Source organism: Lawsonibacter asaccharolyticus (genome assembly GCF_022453915.1).
GTDB lineage: Bacteria > Bacillota > Clostridia > Oscillospirales > Oscillospiraceae > Lawsonibacter > Lawsonibacter asaccharolyticus.
The window spans coordinates 801,667-820,151 of record NZ_CP091870.1; the positions used below are offsets into that span (position 1 = coordinate 801,667).

Below are 18,485 nucleotides of genomic sequence, written 5' to 3' on the forward strand. Positions count from 1 at the left end.
ATCCGCAGCTGGGATTTCGATCTCACGGGCGGGCGGGTCTCCTTCCGGCCCGGCCCGGCCCTAGAGCCGTTACCGCAGATAATCCATCAAAGACTGGGGAATGACATTAGCGCCTACCTGAAGAGCGGCGTTATAGCAGGTCTGGGCATAGGAGAGCTGCAGGATCGCGTCTACCCGGTCGATGTCCTCAATGGCGACCAGCTCATTGTTCAGCGAGTCAAAGGTGCTTTTCAGGCGGGTCTGATTGGTCTCCAGATAGTCGGCCTGGGAGCTGAGCTCCACGTGCTCCTGAATAAGGCCGTTGTGGGCTTTTTCAAATTTGCTTACCAGACGGCTGGCATCGTCATAGTTGCCGGCGGGGCCCCATGTCCCCTCTGTATTGGCCGCGTCATTGTGCTGATAGCCGCCGAACACATCAGAGATGCGCAGCATGATGGAAACGATGTTTTTGGGATCTCCATCTTCATCCAGCCCAAAGCCGAGGATATCCATCCCGGACAGAGCGGAATCAAAGGCGGTGGAGGGGATCACGGCTCCATTTCTGTCCAGCTGGAAGCCGAGTCCCACATCCACATACAGAGTTTCTCCGGCCATGTCCGTCAGCTTGTCGTGGACGTCTGAGTTTGTCAACGGCACTCCATTTTCCAGAACTTCTTTTCCGTTCAGGTCCAGATAGACATCATCGTTGTTCGGAACATCCACCCTCCAGCCCCGGAAGGTAAGCACATCCACGGGGGGATTCTGGCTCTGATCCTCCTGAATGGCGAAGGGAGCCTCTCCTGTTTCGGAGCCGTTAAAAATAAAGTCGTTCTCATACTTGCCATTGAGCACTTGAACAATGGCGTCCGCGCCCGAGCGGATGACCTGGGCGTAGGAGTTGAGCGAGCTGAGATGGCTGTTGTCCAGGCCGCCCAGTGCGGGAGCCTGCGCCAGGTCGTGGGTGAGCTCGTTGGTCACCTCATCCAAAATGGAGTAAGCGGTGCCAAATTTATTCAGGACAGTTTCGTTGTTGGCAGCTTGGGCATTGACGGCGTTCAGCGCACTGTGAAGCTTAAAGGCGCGGGTGGCCCCGGCGGGATTGGAGGCGTAGGAGTCAAAATTCCGCCCCGTCATGAGCTTTTCCATGGCGCTGTACAGCTGATTGGAACTCTGCATCAGATTGGACTGATACATATGGAGCGTGCTGTTGGTGGTCACGCGGATCATAGTTGATTCACCTCATTATGAAAAAATGCCGAAGGTCAGACCACAGTGCCGTTGATGAGGGAGTCCAAAGCCTCCTCCAGCACGGTCATCAGCCGGCAGGCGGCGGTATAAGCCTTTTGATAGGTCATCAGGCTGGTGGCTTCATCGTTTAGATCCACCCCCATGACGCCCTCACGGTCTGTATAGACCTCGCTGGCCGTTGCGGAGTAGTTGGTCAGCAGGGCAGTGGTGGTCATCTGGTCCTCGGCCAGAACGGACTGCACATGGAGCAGCATGTCCTCGAAGGTGCCGTGATAAGCCTCTCCCACTGCATCTCCCCCGGCGACGTGGTCGGGATCGAATTTTATCTTCTGGTCAAAGAGGGCCAGGAACTTGGAGAGATTGGAGGTATCACCGCTGGGGGCATCCGGTTTGGTGGAGGCCTGGAGAGAAACCTTATCCTCTGCCCAGGCCTGGGAGATGGAGATGTTCGCTGCGGTGATGGCGCTGGCGTCGTTGGTGGCGCTGCCCATGCTGAACAGATTTCCACCCGCGAGCAGATTTCCCTTATCATCGTAAATATGATTCAGCTCGTTCATAGCGGCGGCAAATTCATGGGCCAGGGAATCCAAAGCCTTCTGATAGTAGGGGATGCCCCGCTTTACAGCGGCATTCGGGTCATTGGTGGTGCCGTCTATCGTGTATTCGCCGGCTTCGGTCAGCATTTCACGGGTGGACTGGAGTGCGCCGTACAGGTCGTTATCATCCAAGATCTTCGGATCGGTGGCGTTGGGCTCCTGCTTCTCCCCGTTTTTGTCCCGCAGGGCGTACAGGCTGACCGGACAGCCGTCCTTGGCGCTGCCAGCCAGGAGTTTGGCAGAAAATCCCCCATCCACCAGCTTGTCCTTGCCGCCGGTGCCCAGCGTAACGGTCATTTTTTCCACCATCAGGCCGGCGCCCACGTCCTCCATCTCATATTTTACGTCGATATCCATGTACTGACTCAGCTGATCCAGCAGGAGATTGCGCTGGTCCCGCAGCTCCAGGGCGGCATCTCCCCGGATGTCCGCATCCCGGATGGATATATTCAGGTCCCGCAGGCTGGTCAGGATGTTATTGACGGTGTCTACCTGGTCCTTGAGCTGAGTCTCCCAGGTCTCCGTCATGTCCGCAAGCTTATCTGCGGCATCGTTGAACAGGGAGCAGAGGGCCTTGGCCGAGGCGCGGATCAGTCCCTCCTGGGTGGAGTCAAGACCGCTGGTGATGGCCTTGTTGATCAGATCGCGCAGGTCGTTGAGCTGGTTGAGGAGAACGCCGTCATCCTGCTCACCGTCCCCCTTGCCCACCTCATCCAGGATGGAGGCCAGCTTTTCCAGACCGGCCAGCTTGGCGTCGGCGGCGCCCACGTCAGCCGAAGCATTGCGGTAGGCGATATCCAGCCCGGGGTCCCGGAGCTGGGAGACCCCGGTGGTCAAAACGCCCTGCCCCACCCGGGTCTTATAGGGGGAATAATACCGGTCCGAGGCGGAGGTGATCAGGCTGACCTGATCCAGCCGCTGGCGGGTATATCCCGCTGTATTGATGTTGGTGATATTGTTTCCAGTCACGTCCAGCCCCTTTTGGGCGGCATAGATGCCGAGACGGACTGTATTGAAGGAACCAAATGTACTGCTCATGATCGGCCTCCTCAGACTCTGAGATCGGTGTGTGTGTCGGAGCCGGTGCGGCTGGCGGTGGAGGGACCTTCTTCCTCCAGCCCTCTGCGCTGCAGCTCCTCTTCGATCAGCCGGAGCCGACTCTCCATCAAAATGCGGGAGGGCTCCTGGGCGCTGCTCAGGATGCGGTATTGGTTGATAAGCCGCTCTGACATGCGCCTGGCGGCCTCCCGGTGCTCTGGAGGACAGCGGCTGGGAAGCTCCCGGAGGGAGACATCCTCCAGCCCCAGTGCGGCGAGGAGACGCGCGCGCTTTTGCTCAAAGCCCTTCAGGGTCATGGAAAAGGCCTGCTCCCGCTTCATGCAGTCGTTCAGCGCATCCAGATCCCGGGCGCTGACAGCGGCTGCCTTCTTCTGTTCAACGTCAACGAGCTGCTGGAGCGTGTGCTCCAGCTCCTCCAGAAAATTCAGATATTCAGAAAAATCCACCATATGTCAGTCCTTTCCCTGCAGCAGCATGCGGGCGGCGATCTGACCGGGGTCCACGGAATAGAGGCCGTCCTGGACCTGCTGACGGAGCGCCTCTATCTCGTGACAGGTGGGGCGGGTCCGGATCTGTTGAGAGATCTGCGCGGTCAGCTGGCGCACCCGCCCCTGCATGCCGGCGGGCTGCCCTGAAAACTGGATCTGATCGAAGCTCTGCCGGAAGCCCCCGGAGACCTTTTGGGTGCGGGAGGAAGAATACCGGCCGACCTCTCCCAAGGGAGAGAATCCGCCGCGATCGATACGGAATTCCATGGAAATGTCTCCTTTCGCGGATGCTCAACAAATATGGAGCGGGACCCTGGTCCGGGGACTTGGGGGAGCGGACAGCCGGGAAGATAGGAGGGGGGGATAAGAGACGGCTGCGGATATCCTTCCAAAGCCCCGGACCAGTACACTGTAAATATCGTCCGGAAAATCTAAAAGTTAAGCGGCGGGGGCAAGTTTTCTTGGAGAGCATGCCCGTTTGCAGGCAGTGAAGAAAAATTTTTGTCAGGGGCAAGGGGTTATTTTTTAAAATATTTGAACGATATAGAAATAGGGGAGACCTATAAAAAATAAGCCGCGGTTTTTGGGATGCTCCCTCTCTGGCGGATGGGCGGAGCATGAAAGGAAAACCTTCCCCAGGCGCCAAAACAAGATCCGACCGATCATAATTTTGAGGGGAGATAGAGCTATGGCAATGAAATATGAGCTGACCAGTGATCTGATGACAGGAAACAGTCTGATCGATGCGGAGCACAAGCAGCTGTTCGACGCCATCAATGACCTGATGGATGCCTGTGCCCAGGGGGTGGGGCGGGAGAAGATCATGTCCACCACCCAGTTTCTGAACAGCTATGTCAATAAGCATTTCGGCGACGAGGAGAAGCTGCAGGTCCAGAGCAAGTATCCCGGCTATGCGGCCCACAAGCAGTTTCATGACGGCTATAAGCGCCAGCTTTCCCAGACGACTCAGGCGCTGATCGCGGAGGGCCCCACCGTCAAGGCGCTGGGCGACCTGAACCGGATCGTGGGGGTGCTGGTGTCCCACATCCGGATCGAGGACAAGAAGCTGGCCCGCCATGTGAAGGGCGCCTGAGACGGACACGGCGCCCCCGGAGGCGGCGGAATAAAACTGTGAGACTGCCCGGGAAAGCGGCGGAGCCGCTTTCCCGGGCAGTCTCAGGGGAGCGGAAAATTTTCCTGCTCCCCTTATTTTTTTCAAAACCTGGACGATGAGACTCACAGAGGAGGCAGAGAGATCCGGAGTCTCCCGCCTGCTCGTCAGCAGGATCTTTTGGCCGCCGTGAAGGCCTGCGGAGGCTGGGAGATCAGAGCAGGGCAAGAAGGAACTTGCCCGCAAAACATCAAGGAGGAATAAAGATCATGCGTATTCAGCACAACATCATGGCGATGAACGCCTACCGCAACTACACCAACAACACCAGCGCCCTGTCCAAGAACCTGGAGAAGCTGTCTTCCGGCTATAAGATCAACCGGGCCGGCGACGACGCCGCGGGTCTGGCCATTTCCGAGAAGATGCGTGCCCAGATCACCGGCCTGGACAAGGCCCAGGACAACGCCAAGGACGGTATCTCCCTGGTGCAGACCGCCGAGGGCGCCCTCACCGAGGTCCACGACATGCTCAACCGCATGTACGAGCTGGCCGAGCAGTCCGCCAACGGCACCTATGAGGACGGCACCGACCGTGTTCAGCTCCAGAAGGAGGTCACCCAGCTCAAGAACGAGATCAACCGCATTGCCGACTCCGCCAACTTCAACGGCATCAATCTGCTGGATGGCTCCATGGCTGGCGGCGCCAGCATCAGCGGCAAGATTGGAACTACAAATGTATCGTTCTCTATTGGCAGTAAAAGTCAGCAAGTAGATGGTGCAAATGATGCTAAGGTTACCTTATCGGGAGATGGCAATACAGATTCTGGAAAGATTGATGTAACCATCACTGACGAGGGTGCAATCACAATTAAATTGGGCACCAAGGGTGCTGCTGCTTCCTATACCGCCGATGAGATTACCCAGGCTGTCCGGGATGCCGCGAAGGCGCTGGCAGAGAAAAATGGCGCAACAGATGCTGAAAAGAAGGTTGGAAACGGGCTGGCCAGCTTTACCATGAAGGCAGACGGAAAGATCAACCTGGCAGCTAGCGGAACTGATAGCACAGGTGATCTGACTTTTGCTGCAGGCACTGGCAAGGGTGGCCTGACCCTGCAGATCGGCGATACCTCTGCCAGCTACAACAAGCTGGATGTCACTATCAATGACTGTCACACCGGGGCGCTTGGTATTGCTGACTTGGACATCGGAAACCAGACCGATGCTGCCGATGCGCTGAAGACCATTAAGGACGCCATCAACTACGTTTCCGACGTCCGCGGCACCCTGGGCGCCACCCAGAACCGTCTGGACCACACCATCAACAACCTGTCCGTCATGCAGGAGAACATCCAGGATGCCGAGTCCACCATCCGGGACACCGACGTGGCCGACGAGATGATGGCCTATACCAAGAACAACATCCTGATCCAGTCCGCCCAGGCCATGCTGGCCCAGGCGAACCAGGTCCCCCAGGGCGTGCTGCAGCTGCTTCAGTAATCCCAGGAAAGTTCATACGCAAAAGAGAACGGCCAGTGGCCGTTCTCTTTTTTGCCGGGGGAGGAGCAGGGGCTTTCCCCGCCCTGGGGGAGGGGCCCCCGCGCGAGCCCAGCGGAGCGGGTCGCGTGGGGAGAGGAGGCGCGACGGAGAGAGGGAGCTTTGCCGCAGGCGGCAAAGCGAGCGGTTCGAAGTCCGTGCCGACGAAGGGCGTGCTGCAGCTGCTTCAGTAATCCCAGGAAAGTTCATACGCAAAAGAGAACGGCCGGTGGCCGTTCTCTTTTTTTGCCTGTTAAAAAAGCCGCGCAGAATTTTGTGCCATCATGGGCGAAAGCGTCCAGATCCGTTTTCTCTGGCCGCGTGTGCGTGGAAGAAAACACGCCCCGCCCCGCGAGTGCGGGGCCTTTTCGCGGACAGCAGACAAATGATGCGCGCGGCAGGCTGAGAAATCATTTGTCCCCTTTGAGGTGGGCCATCAGAACACCGGCAATGTTCTCGCAGGAGGCCTGGACAGCCACCGCACCGATATCATAGGCGACCATGGGCATTCCGTAGACCACGCAGGAGTCCTTGTCCTGACCAATGGTATAGGCGCCGGCCCGGCGCATTTGGAGCAGGCCGTCGGCGCCATCCCGTCCCATGCCGGTCATGATGATGCCCACCATAGGGCACTTCACAGCCGAGGCCATGGAGGAGAACAGGGCGTCCACGGAGGGGCGGTGGCCGCTGACCTTTTCTCCGGGCAGGCAGGACAGGGTGTAGCGGCTTCCCATACGGACTACCCGCGCCTGGAGGTCGGCGGGGGCGATCAGGGCCAGGCCGCGGCGGATCTCGTCTCCGTTCACCGCCTCCCGGACTTCCATCCGGCACAGCCGGTTGAGCCGCTCCGCATACATCTTGGTAAAACCCACCGGCATGTGCTGGACGATCACCATGCCGGGGATATCGGCAGGGAGGCGCTTCAGGACTTCCAGGGTGGCTTCTGTGCCCCCTGTGGAAGCGCCCAGGCCGATGATGGTGCGATCCAGATCCGAACGCCCCCCGACGCCGGCGGGAGAGACGGAGGACAGAGAGGGGGCGGCGGGAGAGACAGCGGCGCGGCGGCGGACCTTGGCGCAGGAGGCGACCACGATCTTTTGGGCGAGGGAGTCCAGAAAGGACTGCTTGCTCTCTGTGCCGTCCGGCTTCCGGACAAAATCCACTGCCCCGGCGGCCAGGGCGTCAAAGACCTTGAGGTTCAGAGACGAGACCAGGATCACCGGAAGAGGGGTGACAGGGAGCAGCTCCTTGAGAAAATCGATCCCATTGGTGCCTGGCATCTCCACGTCCAGGGTCATCACATCGGGCGCAAGACTGGAGATCTTTCCCCTGGCGTCCAAAGCGTTGACCGCATAGCCAACGACTTCGATATTAGGATAGGAAGAAAGCCCGCGAGTAAGAAAGGTGCGGGCGACAGCGGAGTCGTCCACAACGAGAACGCGAACTTTGCGGTTGATCGAGAGCATGGTAACGTCCTTTCCGGCTTGCCTGAATAAAAAGCCATTGTCACTTTTTGCGGTAGACTGCAGGGGCAACTGTCTGAAACAGGGGATTCTGGTTCAGGGATTCGGAGTGGCTGATGAACAGATAGGCCCCTGGGTTCATGGCATCGTAAAAGCGCCGGACAAGGGCATCTCGGGTGGGCTGATCAAAATAGATCATGACATTGCGGCAGAAAATGACATCGAATTTGAGACGGAAGCGGATCGGCTCCATCAGATTGAAGGAACGGAATATCACGTTGTCCCGGATGGGCTGGGAGACACGGTAGAGCCCCCCTGTCCCCTCCCGCTGGAAATATCGCTTGAGCCAGGCGTCGGGCATGTCAGCGGGTGGCTGGTAGACGCCGGCCATGGCCTTGGACAAGGCCTGCTGAGAGATGTCAGTGGCCAGCACCCGGGTATCCCACTGGGAGGCCCGGGTGCCAAAAAATTCCTTGAGACAGATGGAAAGTGTGTAGGGCTCTTCTCCACTGGAGCAGCCAGCGCTCCAGATGGAGAGCACCTGGTCCTGCTGATGCTTTGCGGAGAGCTCGGGGAGGATCTTATCCTGAAAATAGGCGAAGTGATCCTGTTCACGGAGAAAAAACGTGTAATTGGTGGTGAGCTTGTTCAGCACCAGCTCCAGGTCCGCAGGATCATGGGTGGAAAACAGATGCTCCAGAAAGGTGCGGAAATCCTTATAGCCCAGCTCCCTCAAAGAATGGGAGAGACGGCTGCTGATCAGCTGGCGCTTTTTGCTCAGGTCGATGCCGTAATTCTGCTGGATGAACTGGACCAGTCTGTGGAAGTCGGCGTCCGATATGGTAAAGTCATGGGAAAATATATCCAAGATAACACCTTCTACTTTCCGGGCATCAGGTATGGGTCAGGATCTGAGGGCAGTCGAAGACCAGCATGGTCTGCCCGTCCTCCAGGGAGCACATGCCGGAGACCATGTCCTGGGTGTTCTGTGCCGGAGCGGGGAGAATGGCGGACTTCTCAATGTCCATCATTTTCTGTACGGTATCCACCAGAATGCCCACCATGGTGTCGTTGATGTTCAGAATGATAATACAGGTGTCCTGCTGGGCCGGACAGCCCAGCAGGATGCGCATGTCTACAATAGGAATGATCTGTCCGCGGAGGTTGATGATACCCAGGATATAGCTGGGGACCAGGGGGAGCAGGGTAATGGTGTGATTCGTGATGATCTCCACCACATATTCTGCCTTTACTCCAAACAGGAGCTGATCGGACAAAAAGAGAAGATATTTTTCCGTCTGGGAGTCAAGGGGGGCGGAAGGTGCCTCCTCCATCCCTGCGGGCAGAAGTAAAGCGTCTTGTGCCATAGCTGGCAGACCTCCTCTAATAAAAATGGGTCAGGCGGGGGTGTAAAGGTTGGAGATATCCAAGATGATGCTGATATTGCCATCCCCCAGGATCGTGCATCCGGCGATGCCGCTCTGCTTGATGTTGAAGCGGGAGAGATAGCTGGGCAGAGGCTTCACCACGACCTGCTGCTCTCCCAGAAGCTCATCCACAAACAGGCAGTAGGAGAGCTCGCCGGATTCCAGCCAGATCAGGATCCCATCGCTGATCTGGGAGCAGCCCCCCTCCAGCTGGTAGCGGTCCCGCATCCGGATAACAGGATAAAAACTGCCCATGCATTTGAACAGCTCCCCCCCGGAGGCGTCATGGATCAGGTCGGAGTCGTTGACCTTGAAGGACTGGCGGATATTCTGAATGGGAATGGTGAAGATGGAGGAACCTACCGAGACCTCCATGCCGTCCATGATCGCCATGGTCAGGGGGATCTTCAGCGTTGTGGTCATTCCCCTGCCGGGATCACTGGTGATGACCACCGTGCCGCCCACGTCCTCCACATTCCGCTTGACCACATCCATGCCAACGCCGCGGCCGGAATACTCCGTCACCTCCGTGTTGGTGGAGAAGCCTGGGGCCATCAGAAAGTTGAGAATATCCCTGTGGGAATATTCCACGTCCGGCAGAGCGATGCCGTTTCGGATGGCCTTGTTGAGCACGGCGTCATAGTTGACGCCCTGGCCGTCATCCCGGATCTCAATGATGACCTCGCTCCCGGTGTGCCGTGCGGATAGGATGATCTCACCCACCGGGTCCTTTCCGGCATCGATCCGATCCTGAGGGGTCTCCTCGATCCCGTGGTCCATAGAGTTCCGAACGATATGCATGATGGGGTCGCTGATACTGTCTACGATGGTCTTGTCCACCTCAGTGTCCTCCCCCACCAGGGTGAGCTTGACCTGTTTCCCCAGCTTTTTGCACATGTCGCGCACGATCCGATGCATTTTTTGGAACGTCCCGGAGACCGGGACCATGCGCAGGGACATGGAAACATCCTGAAGCTCATCCGTAAGTTTGCGGAGCTGACGGGCGGATTTGGTGAAGGCATCCAGCTTGAGCCCCTTCAGGTCCGGAGAGGAGGTGACCATGGACTCGGTAATGACGATCTCCCCCACAACAGCGGCCAATTGATCCAGCTTGCTCAGATTGACGCTGATGAGACTTTCGCGGTGGTGAGCGCCGGCATCGGAAGAGGACTGAGAAGAGGGGGAGGGCGCAGCGGGCTTAGCATTGGCGGTGGTTTTCTGCTCCGGGGGCTCCGGGGCAGAGGCCTTCTGCTCGGCGGGGAGCGCCTGCGGGGCAGGGGCAGGAATGGAGCTGGACTGCGGGCGGTCAAAGGCCTGATAGGTCCGGACAGAGCCCGCGCCCGTGACTGCATGGACGGCATTTTCACGGTCCTCTGCATCCCGGAAGTACATCATGAAGCCGGAGTCGATGATCTGGCCCGCGGTGCTGGGATCTGTGGAGATGTCGGCGGGAGAAAAGTGAAAATTCCCCTCCCCGCAGATATCACGGACCGCATTGACCAGCATAAAGGCACGGGCATTTTCCATGCCGCAGCCCTCATCAAAAAAGATTTGAAGCGCATAGGGGAAATCAGGATATTCTGTCGGCTGATCCTGGGCGACCGCCCCCGCCTGCCCTGGGGAAGGGGGCTGGGGAGCACCGGTGTTTTGAATTTGCTGGATCAGGGTATTAACTTTTTGCAGCAAGCTGTCGATATTTTCAGTAAGGGGTTGCCCATTTTCGATATGATCGATCTCCTGACGGAAGAAGTCGATGGTCTGGAAAAGCAGCTCGAACAGCTCAGGGCGGTTGGCCTCTGGGACGATGTCCATGGACTTGTCCCGAATGATGGAAAACAGGTCCTCAGCGCGGTGGGCGATCGTCATGATGGAGCGATACTCCATCATGGCAGAGGAGCCTTTGATGGTGTGCATAATACGGAAGATAGTATTGATATCCTCCTCAGAGAAGGTGTCCTTTTCCTCTGACGCCAGTACGATACTGTCCAGCTGCTCCAGCAGAGTGTTTGTTTCATAAAGATAGGCGTCCAAAATGCTGTCGTTCCCAGTACTCATAAAGCCGTATCCTTCCTTTGCAGTTTAACATTCACTCTGTTTATCGACCGTGAGAGAGAAAAAATAAGGCTTGAATTTCCAAAAGACACACTTTGGGCGCTGGAAATGGCGGAACTGCCGCTGATGCAGCGGGAAAGTCCAGACAGATGCAGAATAGAAAGGTGATTTGAAGTATGGCAGACCTGCTCGGTGCGACCAATCCGGTCCCAGGCTACGATGGCGCCAGCCAAAACAGAAGTCATTCCGCCTTGCCGCAGGTCCAGGACCCCAGGGTGCAGAACGTGCCGGACCTATCCAGGGTCAGCCGGGCGGACGGACGGACAGAGCAGCAGGGTGCCGGCAACCATCTGGATGCCGGCAGGCTGCGGTATGATTCCAATCTGCAGACCTTTTTGCAGCAGCTGCGGGACGCGCCGGATCTGGCCGCAGTGCTGGCAAAGACCGTGGTTTGGATGCGTGGACTGGTATCGGCACCCGGACTGTCTGAGGGGATCGCCCAGGAGATGGCACAGCTGCTGGAGATGCTGCGGATGGATCAGGAGGGATTTCAGCGCTTTTTTCTGAACCAGATGCAGGCGGGGAACCGATTTTCCGGACCGCTGTTCTCCCTGCTCCGACAGGCATATCAGAACATGCCCAGCGAAGGGATGCGGGAGGCTATTCTTAATTTTGCAAAGCGCTATGGAGATTTTTCGGCGGAGCAGCACCTGGCAGAGAATATGACGCTTCGGCTGAAGCAGATGGCAGACTATCTGCCCAAAAGCTGGCGCGGCCAGCTGATGGAGCTAACAGCAAGGCTGGAAAACGGACTTCAGGCAGGCAGCCGGACGGAAAATCTGAAGCTGCTCCAGGGAGAGATCATTCCATATCTGGGCTCCTATGTGGAGCGGACCCATGATATTGGGAAGCTGAGGACTCTGATCGGACTTCTGATGCTGGATGTGGCGCGCTATGAAAACGGCGGGGAGGAGGGGGTCCTGGCCGCCTTCCGCCAGCTGAGCGGATATGGAGAGATGCTGGCCGGACTGAACGAACTTGACGATGCGGCCCTGCTGCGCCTCCTGCGGGAGAACAGCTTCACAAGAGCCGTTCAGGAGGACCAATTTGCCCAGCGCCTGGCCCACACGGCGGCGCAGGCACTCCAAGGGAAGTATGGGGCTGATGTCCGGGAGGGCTTCCAGGAACTGGTGCGGGCGTTCCTGCTGAATGAAAGCGTTTTTATGCCGCTCAACCATATGATCATCCCGCTGGAGTGGAACGGAAGAGCGATGTATTCTGAGCTTTGGGTAGATCCTGACGCGGAGGACCGGGAGAAGGGGAGCCGCCAGCCGGGCCAAGAAAAAATTCAGTTCCTCTTCAAGCTGGATATCCAGTCGCTGGGGTATCTGGAGATGACGCTGGCCGCCTGGCAGGAAGAGATCGAACTGGATATTTATGGTCCGGATGCGGTGATGGAGTGCGGCGGGGTGGTCGCAGAGGACCTTCGGGAGATACTGGCCTCCCACGGATTGTCTGGAAAAAACGTCCGCGTGATGAAACGGGAAAGACCACTGGCTCTGACGGAGGTGTTTCCCGACCTGTTTGAGGGAAAGAGGAGTGTAAATGTCAAGGTCTAGCAGAGGCCAGATCCCCGGGGAGGGGGAGCGGGCGGTAGCCCTGCAGTATTCTCCGGGAAATGGGGCACCGGTCATAGTGGCGTCAGGTATGGGCCACTTGGCAGAGAAGATCGTGGAAGTGGCGGTGGAGAGCGGAGTGCCGGTCTATGAGGACAACTCGCTGGCCACGGTGCTGTCCCAGATGGAACTGGGACGGGAGATCCCGGAGGAGCTGTATCAGGCAATTGTGGAGATTTATGTGTATTTTCTCAATTTCGACCCAAAGGACCCTGAGAAATTTCGGAGAGAACGAAACAAGCAGACTGGACCAGCCGCAGGAGGGGAAAAGACATGAGACATCAATATTTGATGATCGACAGCCGCGGGAACCCCGTGGCCCACGGAACATCTGATGACGGGCTGGAAAAGTCGGTCTGGGAGATCCAAGTGGACAGCGGGGATATCAAGCGGGTGCTGTCCCATGAGTATGTCAGCTTGGTGAGCTCATCGGAAAAAGTTCCGGCGATGGAGGGACGGATCATCCGCCGGGATGGAAATATCATCTCAGTCGAGTCGGTCCGAAGGCTGGGAGAAGATGTGCGGCGCAACCTGCGGATGCCGGTCCGGTTTGAGAGCTACCTGTACCCGGTCTCAGGGGAATGGAAGGGCAGACTGCCTATTTTGAGCAATGACCTGAGCTGCGGGGGGATATCTTTTTTCTGCGCAAGGACGCTGGCGGAGGGAGAGATCGTGCAGATCGCCGTGCCGATCACGGCTCAGCCCCTGCTGCTGAACATAAAAGTGCTGCGGCAGCGTCCCTCAGGGGAACCGATCCCACTGTTTGCAGCGGCGTTTGAGGAACTGGTCCATGAGGAAGAAAAGATGATCCGGGAGGCAGTATTCAGTCTGCAGCTGAGCGGGACGACCGGGATCTGAGTGAAGCTGAAAGAGAAAGGAAGCAGTGGACAGAGATGAAGAGATGGAAAGAGTTTCGTTTTGAATATCTGAGGACGGCGGCTGTCTTCCTGCTGCTGTGTGCCATGGCCTGCACCTTGATATGGGCGCTCCCGGCACAGGTCCATGCGGACTATACAGAGCCATATATGAAAAGAATGGAAGAGCTGGGACTGCTTCAGGGGGATGCAGACGGGGATCTGAGGCCGGGAGACCCCATCACCCGGGCGGAATTTGTCACTATCATCAACCGGGCATTTGGCTATCGATCTGCGGGGGGACATCCCTTCCGGGATGTTCCGGGCACCGCATGGTATGCGGAAGATGTAGACATCGGCTATACGGAGGGATATATTACGGGGACCTCCCCTACTGCATTTTCCCCGAACCTGAGCATCACCCGGGAGGAGGCGGCTTTCATTCTGGCGAAGAACCTGATGATGGAACCGGCAGTGGGGGAGAACACCAGTTTTGCGGACGGAAGAAGCATCAGTACATGGAGCCGAGGAATGGTCTCCGCGGCAGCGGAGAATAACCTGATCAGCGGTTATCCGGACGGCACCTTCCGGCCGCAGAAAAGCATCACCCGGGGGGAGGCTGCGGTGATCCTCCTGAACGCCGTTGGCACCCCGGTCAGCAGGCCTGGTACTACTACACTGGGAGATGTTTGGGGCAACGTGACGATCACATCCTCCGGTGTTACTCTGAAAGATACCGTTGTGGCGGGAAATCTGTACGTCACTGCGGGGGTGGAACTGGGTGACGTGGTGCTGGAGAACGTGAAGGTGCTGGGGGAGATCGTAGTCAGCGGCGGCGGCGTCAGTGAAGCGGGCGAGGACAGCGTGATCCTCCGCAATGTGGACGCCCCCAAGCTGGTGGTGGACAACATCAAAAACCAGCAGGTCTCCCTCCGGGTGGAGGGAGATGGCCTGATCCAGCAGGCCAGTGTCCGGACAGACGCCTTTTTGGCGGACAATACCCCAGCCGGACACGGCATCGGGGAGATCGAGCTCAACGGAGAAAACGGCCTGGAGCTGAAGCTGGCAGGCAACATCAAGAATGTGGTCAACCGCACACCGGAGTCTGCACTGAGCATCTCTAGCGGACGTGTGGACACCATTACAGTGGATGAGAAGGCAGTGGACAGCACACTGGAGATCTCTTCCGGCGCGGAGGCAGATCATGTCAATCTGGATGTGGGGACCACAGTCACCGGGGACGGAGACATCGGAGATCTGGTGGTGAACGCACCGGGGAGCAATGTGTCCATGCTGCCTGATCAGATCGTGATCCGGCCGGGGGATACGGCCAACATCGACGGAGAAAACATGGACAGTGAGGCAGCGGCAGAGTCCTCCGCAGATCCGCGTCTGCTCTCAGGGTATCCCAAAATCACTGACCTGGCCCCATCCTCTGCCACAGCGCAGTTCAGCGGCAATAAGCGTGGGACCGTGTACTGGGCTGTCACCTCGGTGACAGATGGTTCGGTGGGGACGGATGAGCTGATCGATCCGCCCTCCTATACCACGAAGATCGTGGCAAATGGCTCTGCCGCTCTGAGCGGAGCGGGAGAGAGGTCTACGGCAAAAATCAGCAAGCTCGTCTCCGACGGCTCCTACTATCTTTCCGCGGTGCTGGTGGATGCCAGAGGGGATCAGAGTCCGTTGAAGGTGCTCTCCTTCACGACTCCGGACAATACGGTGCCAGGCTTTGCCGATGGGTACCCCTATATGTCCAAGGTCACAAATGTGTCTGCGCAGGTGACTGTGATGGCGACCAAGAGCTGCCGGCTTTACTGGGCGCTGCTGCCCAAAGGCGCGCAGGCTCCCACGGCGCAGGACTTCAAGGCCAACGCCGTAACAGGAAATCTTGGCTATGGAAGCAGAGATGTGACCAAAAACACCGCCTATTCCTTTGATGTGAACAACGTGGCACTGGAGGAACTGGAGAGCTATGATCTGTATCTGTGGCTCACTGATGTGGAAGGGGGACAGAGCTCCCGGGTGGAGAAGCTGTCCTTCACGACTGTGGACCGCACCCCGCCCAAGTTCAACACCAACGCCACAGTAAACAAGGTGGAGCGGACCTCGGTGGGCCTCTATGCCAATCTGAATGAGGCGGGAACCCTGTATTGGGTGGTGGTGGAACAGGGGACAGAGTACCCCAAGCCTCTGGCGGGGCAGTCCGGCCCGGTGGACCTGTCCAGTGATACGGCCAAGATGCAGGTTTCTGCGGGGATGAACGCCCTGAAAAGCGGCAAGGTGAACATGAGCCAGGACAAAGATGTGAGCTTCAATGTCAGCGGGCTCGACCCAGAGAAGGCCTATGACCTGTATTATGTAGCGCAGGACAAAGCAGGCAACTACTCCGCCAGAGTTCAGGTGATCACCATCCATACCCTAGACCCCAGCGCCCCCACCGTGGTCCAGGAGTTTACCCGCTACAACGGGGACGAATCGGGGACGCCTTATCCGGACACAGATATCCGGCTGGTGTTCAGTGAGGAGGTCCAGGACGCGGCAGCCAATGTGACACTGAAGGAGTATTACGACCGGGTGACTGCCGCCAAGGGGGAGACGGAGAAGGAACAGGCCAGAACGGCCCTGGGAAATGTGCTGAGAAACAGCATCAAGCTCTATGTGGACACAGGGAGCGGGCGCCCGGAGCTGGTGGCCGATGGTGTGGATGCCGCAGACAAGACCCAGGGAGGCTGGGTGATCGACTACCGTTATGCCGAGGTTACCATGGAAGAGGGAAAAACGGTGGTGATCTTCCGGACTGTGGACAGCGAGAAGGAGAGTGCTCTGAATCTCCAGAGCGGTGCAGAGTACCACTTTGAGATCGAGGCCAACACCATTTCCGACACCTCAGATGCCAAAAATATCATGGGAAAGACCAAGCTGGATACCTTCAAGACCATTTTCGCAGTGGTCAACCTGAGCAACCCCAATGAGTCCACGCTGGAGGGAACGATCACAGACTACCATGACCCGGGGCAGGAGATCCAGCTGACGGGGGATGACAAGCTGGTAGATATCAGCTGGCTGCTGGCCCCCGCCACTACTGAGAGCGTGCCGGACAACGTGGACTGGGATATGATCATCTGGTCAGACACCAGCATTGCCTTTGATCTGTACCGCCGGACCAATCTTGCTGAAACGCCGGGGAAATGGGAGCGGATCGGCGAGGAGATCGAGCTGACAGTGCCGGACGGAGACGACCGGAGGGGCGTCAGCCTGACTCGAATCCTCCAGAAGGGAAACAACCCCCAGTTCCAGCAGTTGAATCAGCTGCTGGAGGAGAACCAGTATGAGTATGCCGTCCACTTTACCCGGGTGGGCACCCTGGGGGACCGGGATACCTGGAGCCAGCGGGTAACGATGGGGGTCACTGTAGTGGCGGGCAGCACCAGCGATCTGGGAAGCCTGGCCAACGGACGGCTGGACAGCTCCGCACTGGAGGAAGCGCTGGCTGAAGGGGTGACCAACATTGGACAGCCGGACGACTTTACGCTGCGCAAGCAGTTCAGCGACCAGACCCCGCCCATCTTTGTGGATAACCGGCCGAACTTTGAGACGGGAGATTCCAGCGTCAAAATGTACCTGATGCTGGACCGGCCGGGGACCATCTATTATATGGTGGCTCCATACGGGACGGTAACTACAGAGGGCGAGGAGCGGGACGGCTCAAAGAAATATCATTTCAGTACCGATAAAACAGACTACGAAGCGCTTCCAAAAAATGGGGAGAACGATCCGGGCAGCGGCGGAATGGAATACCCATTTAACATCACCGCACCCACGCCCTTGTCTATCATCAACGCGGGGAATCAGGCCAACGCACGCATCAAGCACGGCTCCATTCAGGGCGGCGCCACAGAGGTGGAGAAGATCGTCCAGGATCTGGAAGTCAAAACGGACTACATCGCCTATTTTGTGATCCAGGGCAGCTCCTCCCAGGTCTATTCGGAGGTCTATGCCTACCGGTTCAGCACAGATGATGTGACTCCGGCCTACATCACGATGCGGGCGGTCAACCCGGAGGTGGAGTTCACCACCTCCCAGGATGCCACCCTGTACTATTCCCTGTTTGCCTCCAACAAGCTGCCCCCCCTGTTTGGGCAAAACCTGGCGGAAAATCATCTGGACCCAGAGTACCGAGATGAGGTTGGAACAGAGATAACTGACCTGACGCTGCTGGAGGCCATTCAAAAGACCATCAATGGTGTGACAGGCGAATCTTATTTTGACCGCTATGCCAGTGAGGAGACCAAGGAGCAGGTGCGTCAGGCCATCACCAGCCAGACCAGCAGCGAGGCGCTGGACAAGGGCAGTATCCCCAATATGGCGCAGAAAGAGCCCCAGGCCCATGACTTTACCAATGCCATGGACCCGGAGAGCGCCACTGCCTATGTCTGTTTGGCTACGGCCCAGAATGCGCTGGGCGGGAAGTGGACCTTCAAGGCGGTGGACGGGGTGCGCATCCCAGACGAAGACGCCCCTGTGCTGCTCAAGGTGACGACCACGGTGACCAAGGTAAACGATGCTGCAGATCCTGTACGGGTCTCCGGAACTGTGACACTCCAGTTCAGCGAGACCATCTACCACATCAACGATTCCGGCAATCCGGACACCCTCCGGGCCATCATCCAGCGCGATGTGGACAAACAGAAGGAAGTGGGCTTCCTGAATCTGGTCAACCAGAGTCAGAGCAATTTGAAGTACAGCAAGGAATCGGGCAATACCACCAACACCATTACGCTGGATTTCTGGGATGCACCGGTGGGGGCCACGTTCAGCTTCTGCAACACGGGCCATCTGGCGGACGCATCCGCCAACAGCCGCCAGAACGACAGCTATACGCTGGAGCTGCAGCCGACAGAGGGGATCGGGCTGATCACAGGAGGGACCACCTATCGCTTTGTGGTGACACAGGGCAATTATCCGGGAAACTAAAGGAAAAAGCCGACATGGGCGGG

At 57.8% G+C, this 18,485-nt stretch carries 14 protein-coding genes; 6 read left to right on the forward strand and 8 right to left on the reverse strand.

All coding sequences use genetic code 11. The features are described from left to right. Nucleotides 1–69: 69 nt before the first annotated feature. Genes L9O85_RS03700 through L9O85_RS03715 form a run of 4 tightly spaced genes read right to left on the reverse strand, consistent with a single transcriptional unit; the run spans nt 70 to nt 3,637 of the window. Nucleotides 70–1,206, reverse strand: a complete 1,137-nt coding sequence (locus L9O85_RS03700) for a flagellin (RefSeq protein WP_301579628.1) — start codon at nt 1,204–1,206, stop codon at nt 70–72. Between the two features lie 35 nt (nt 1,207–1,241). Beyond that, the gene (gene flgK, locus L9O85_RS03705; protein WP_050625268.1) at nt 1,242–2,861 is read right to left on the reverse strand and encodes a flagellar hook-associated protein FlgK; all 1,620 of its coding nucleotides are present in this window, start codon (nt 2,859–2,861) and stop codon (nt 1,242–1,244) included. 11 nt (nt 2,862–2,872) lie between these two features. After that, the gene (gene flgN, locus L9O85_RS03710) at nt 2,873–3,331 is read right to left on the reverse strand and encodes a flagellar export chaperone FlgN (RefSeq protein WP_276853778.1); all 459 of its coding nucleotides are present in this window, start codon (nt 3,329–3,331) and stop codon (nt 2,873–2,875) included. A gap of 3 nt (nt 3,332–3,334) precedes the next feature. After that, a complete protein-coding gene (locus tag L9O85_RS03715; protein WP_108979531.1) occupies nt 3,335–3,637 on the reverse strand; it encodes a flagellar biosynthesis anti-sigma factor FlgM in 303 nt (100 codons plus the stop codon). A gap of 421 nt (nt 3,638–4,058) precedes the next feature. Between L9O85_RS03715 and L9O85_RS03720 the strand changes: the two genes are divergently transcribed. Beyond that, on the forward strand, nt 4,059–4,463 hold the full coding sequence (locus tag L9O85_RS03720; protein ID WP_242850372.1) for a bacteriohemerythrin: 405 nt from the start codon (nt 4,059–4,061) through the stop codon (nt 4,461–4,463). A 287-nt stretch (nt 4,464–4,750) separates the two neighbouring features. Beyond that, a complete protein-coding gene (locus L9O85_RS03725) occupies nt 4,751–5,977 on the forward strand; it encodes a flagellin (protein WP_301579631.1) in 1,227 nt (408 codons plus the stop codon). Nucleotides 5,978–6,423: 446 nt separating this feature from the next. Here the strand turns inward: L9O85_RS03725 and L9O85_RS03730 are convergent, their stop codons facing one another. Genes L9O85_RS03730 through L9O85_RS03745 form a run of 4 tightly spaced genes read right to left on the reverse strand, consistent with a single transcriptional unit; the run spans nt 6,424 to nt 10,958 of the window. Next, entirely contained in the window at nt 6,424–7,479 is a 1,056-nt protein-coding gene (locus L9O85_RS03730; RefSeq protein WP_050625262.1) for a protein-glutamate methylesterase/protein-glutamine glutaminase, read from the reverse strand. Nucleotides 7,480–7,519: 40 nt separating this feature from the next. Further along, complete coding sequence (locus L9O85_RS03735; protein ID WP_346015883.1) at nt 7,520–8,344, reverse strand: CheR family methyltransferase; 825 nt, start codon at nt 8,342–8,344, stop codon at nt 7,520–7,522. A gap of 25 nt (nt 8,345–8,369) precedes the next feature. Beyond that, the gene (locus L9O85_RS03740; protein ID WP_050625261.1) at nt 8,370–8,843 is read right to left on the reverse strand and encodes a chemotaxis protein CheW; all 474 of its coding nucleotides are present in this window, start codon (nt 8,841–8,843) and stop codon (nt 8,370–8,372) included. 30 nt (nt 8,844–8,873) lie between these two features. Beyond that, nucleotides 8,874–10,958, reverse strand: coding sequence for a chemotaxis protein CheA (locus L9O85_RS03745; protein ID WP_256182570.1), 2,085 nt, complete (start codon nt 10,956–10,958; stop codon nt 8,874–8,876). A 173-nt stretch (nt 10,959–11,131) separates the two neighbouring features. On the opposite strand from L9O85_RS03745, the gene L9O85_RS03750 reads away from it, so the two are divergent. The 4 genes from L9O85_RS03750 to L9O85_RS03765 are packed head-to-tail and all read left to right on the forward strand — an operon-like array spanning nt 11,132 to nt 18,462. Further along, nucleotides 11,132–12,574, forward strand: a complete 1,443-nt coding sequence (locus L9O85_RS03750) for a hypothetical protein (protein ID WP_301579635.1) — start codon at nt 11,132–11,134, stop codon at nt 12,572–12,574. Further along, entirely contained in the window at nt 12,561–12,908 is a 348-nt protein-coding gene (locus L9O85_RS03755; RefSeq protein WP_050625258.1) for an EscU/YscU/HrcU family type III secretion system export apparatus switch protein, read from the forward strand. The genes L9O85_RS03750 and L9O85_RS03755 overlap by 14 nt, the downstream gene beginning before the upstream one ends. Then, nucleotides 12,905–13,489 carry a PilZ domain-containing protein gene (locus L9O85_RS03760; RefSeq protein ID WP_050625257.1) on the forward strand — a complete coding sequence of 195 codons (585 nt, stop codon included), beginning with the start codon at nt 12,905–12,907 and terminating at the stop codon, nt 13,487–13,489. The genes L9O85_RS03755 and L9O85_RS03760 overlap by 4 nt, the downstream gene beginning before the upstream one ends. A gap of 35 nt (nt 13,490–13,524) precedes the next feature. Beyond that, nucleotides 13,525–18,462, forward strand: a complete 4,938-nt coding sequence (locus tag L9O85_RS03765; protein ID WP_301579637.1) for an S-layer homology domain-containing protein — start codon at nt 13,525–13,527, stop codon at nt 18,460–18,462. Nucleotides 18,463–18,485: the final 23 nt, after the last annotated feature.

Bases quoted from the DNA above. Each gene is read 5' to 3' on its own strand.
- L9O85_RS03700 (WP_301579628.1), bottom strand. From the start codon at position 1,206: ATGATCCGCGTGACCACCAACAGCACGCTCCATATGTATCAGTCCAAT.
- flgK (WP_050625268.1), bottom strand. From the start codon at position 2,861: ATGAGCAGTACATTTGGTTCCTTCAATACAGTCCGTCTCGGCATCTAT.
- flgN (WP_276853778.1), bottom strand. From the start codon at position 3,331: ATGGTGGATTTTTCTGAATATCTGAATTTTCTGGAGGAGCTGGAGCAC.
- L9O85_RS03715 (WP_108979531.1), bottom strand. From the start codon at position 3,637: ATGGAATTCCGTATCGATCGCGGCGGATTCTCTCCCTTGGGAGAGGTC.
- L9O85_RS03720 (WP_242850372.1), top strand. From the start codon at position 4,059: ATGGCAATGAAATATGAGCTGACCAGTGATCTGATGACAGGAAACAGT.
- L9O85_RS03725 (WP_301579631.1), top strand. From the start codon at position 4,751: ATGCGTATTCAGCACAACATCATGGCGATGAACGCCTACCGCAACTAC.
- L9O85_RS03730 (WP_050625262.1), bottom strand. From the start codon at position 7,479: ATGCTCTCGATCAACCGCAAAGTTCGCGTTCTCGTTGTGGACGACTCC.
- L9O85_RS03740 (WP_050625261.1), bottom strand. From the start codon at position 8,843: ATGGCACAAGACGCTTTACTTCTGCCCGCAGGGATGGAGGAGGCACCT.
- L9O85_RS03745 (WP_256182570.1), bottom strand. From the start codon at position 10,958: ATGAGTACTGGGAACGACAGCATTTTGGACGCCTATCTTTATGAAACA.
- L9O85_RS03750 (WP_301579635.1), top strand. From the start codon at position 11,132: ATGGCAGACCTGCTCGGTGCGACCAATCCGGTCCCAGGCTACGATGGC.
- L9O85_RS03755 (WP_050625258.1), top strand. From the start codon at position 12,561: ATGTCAAGGTCTAGCAGAGGCCAGATCCCCGGGGAGGGGGAGCGGGCG.
- L9O85_RS03760 (WP_050625257.1), top strand. From the start codon at position 12,905: ATGAGACATCAATATTTGATGATCGACAGCCGCGGGAACCCCGTGGCC.
- L9O85_RS03765 (WP_301579637.1), top strand. From the start codon at position 13,525: ATGAAGAGATGGAAAGAGTTTCGTTTTGAATATCTGAGGACGGCGGCT.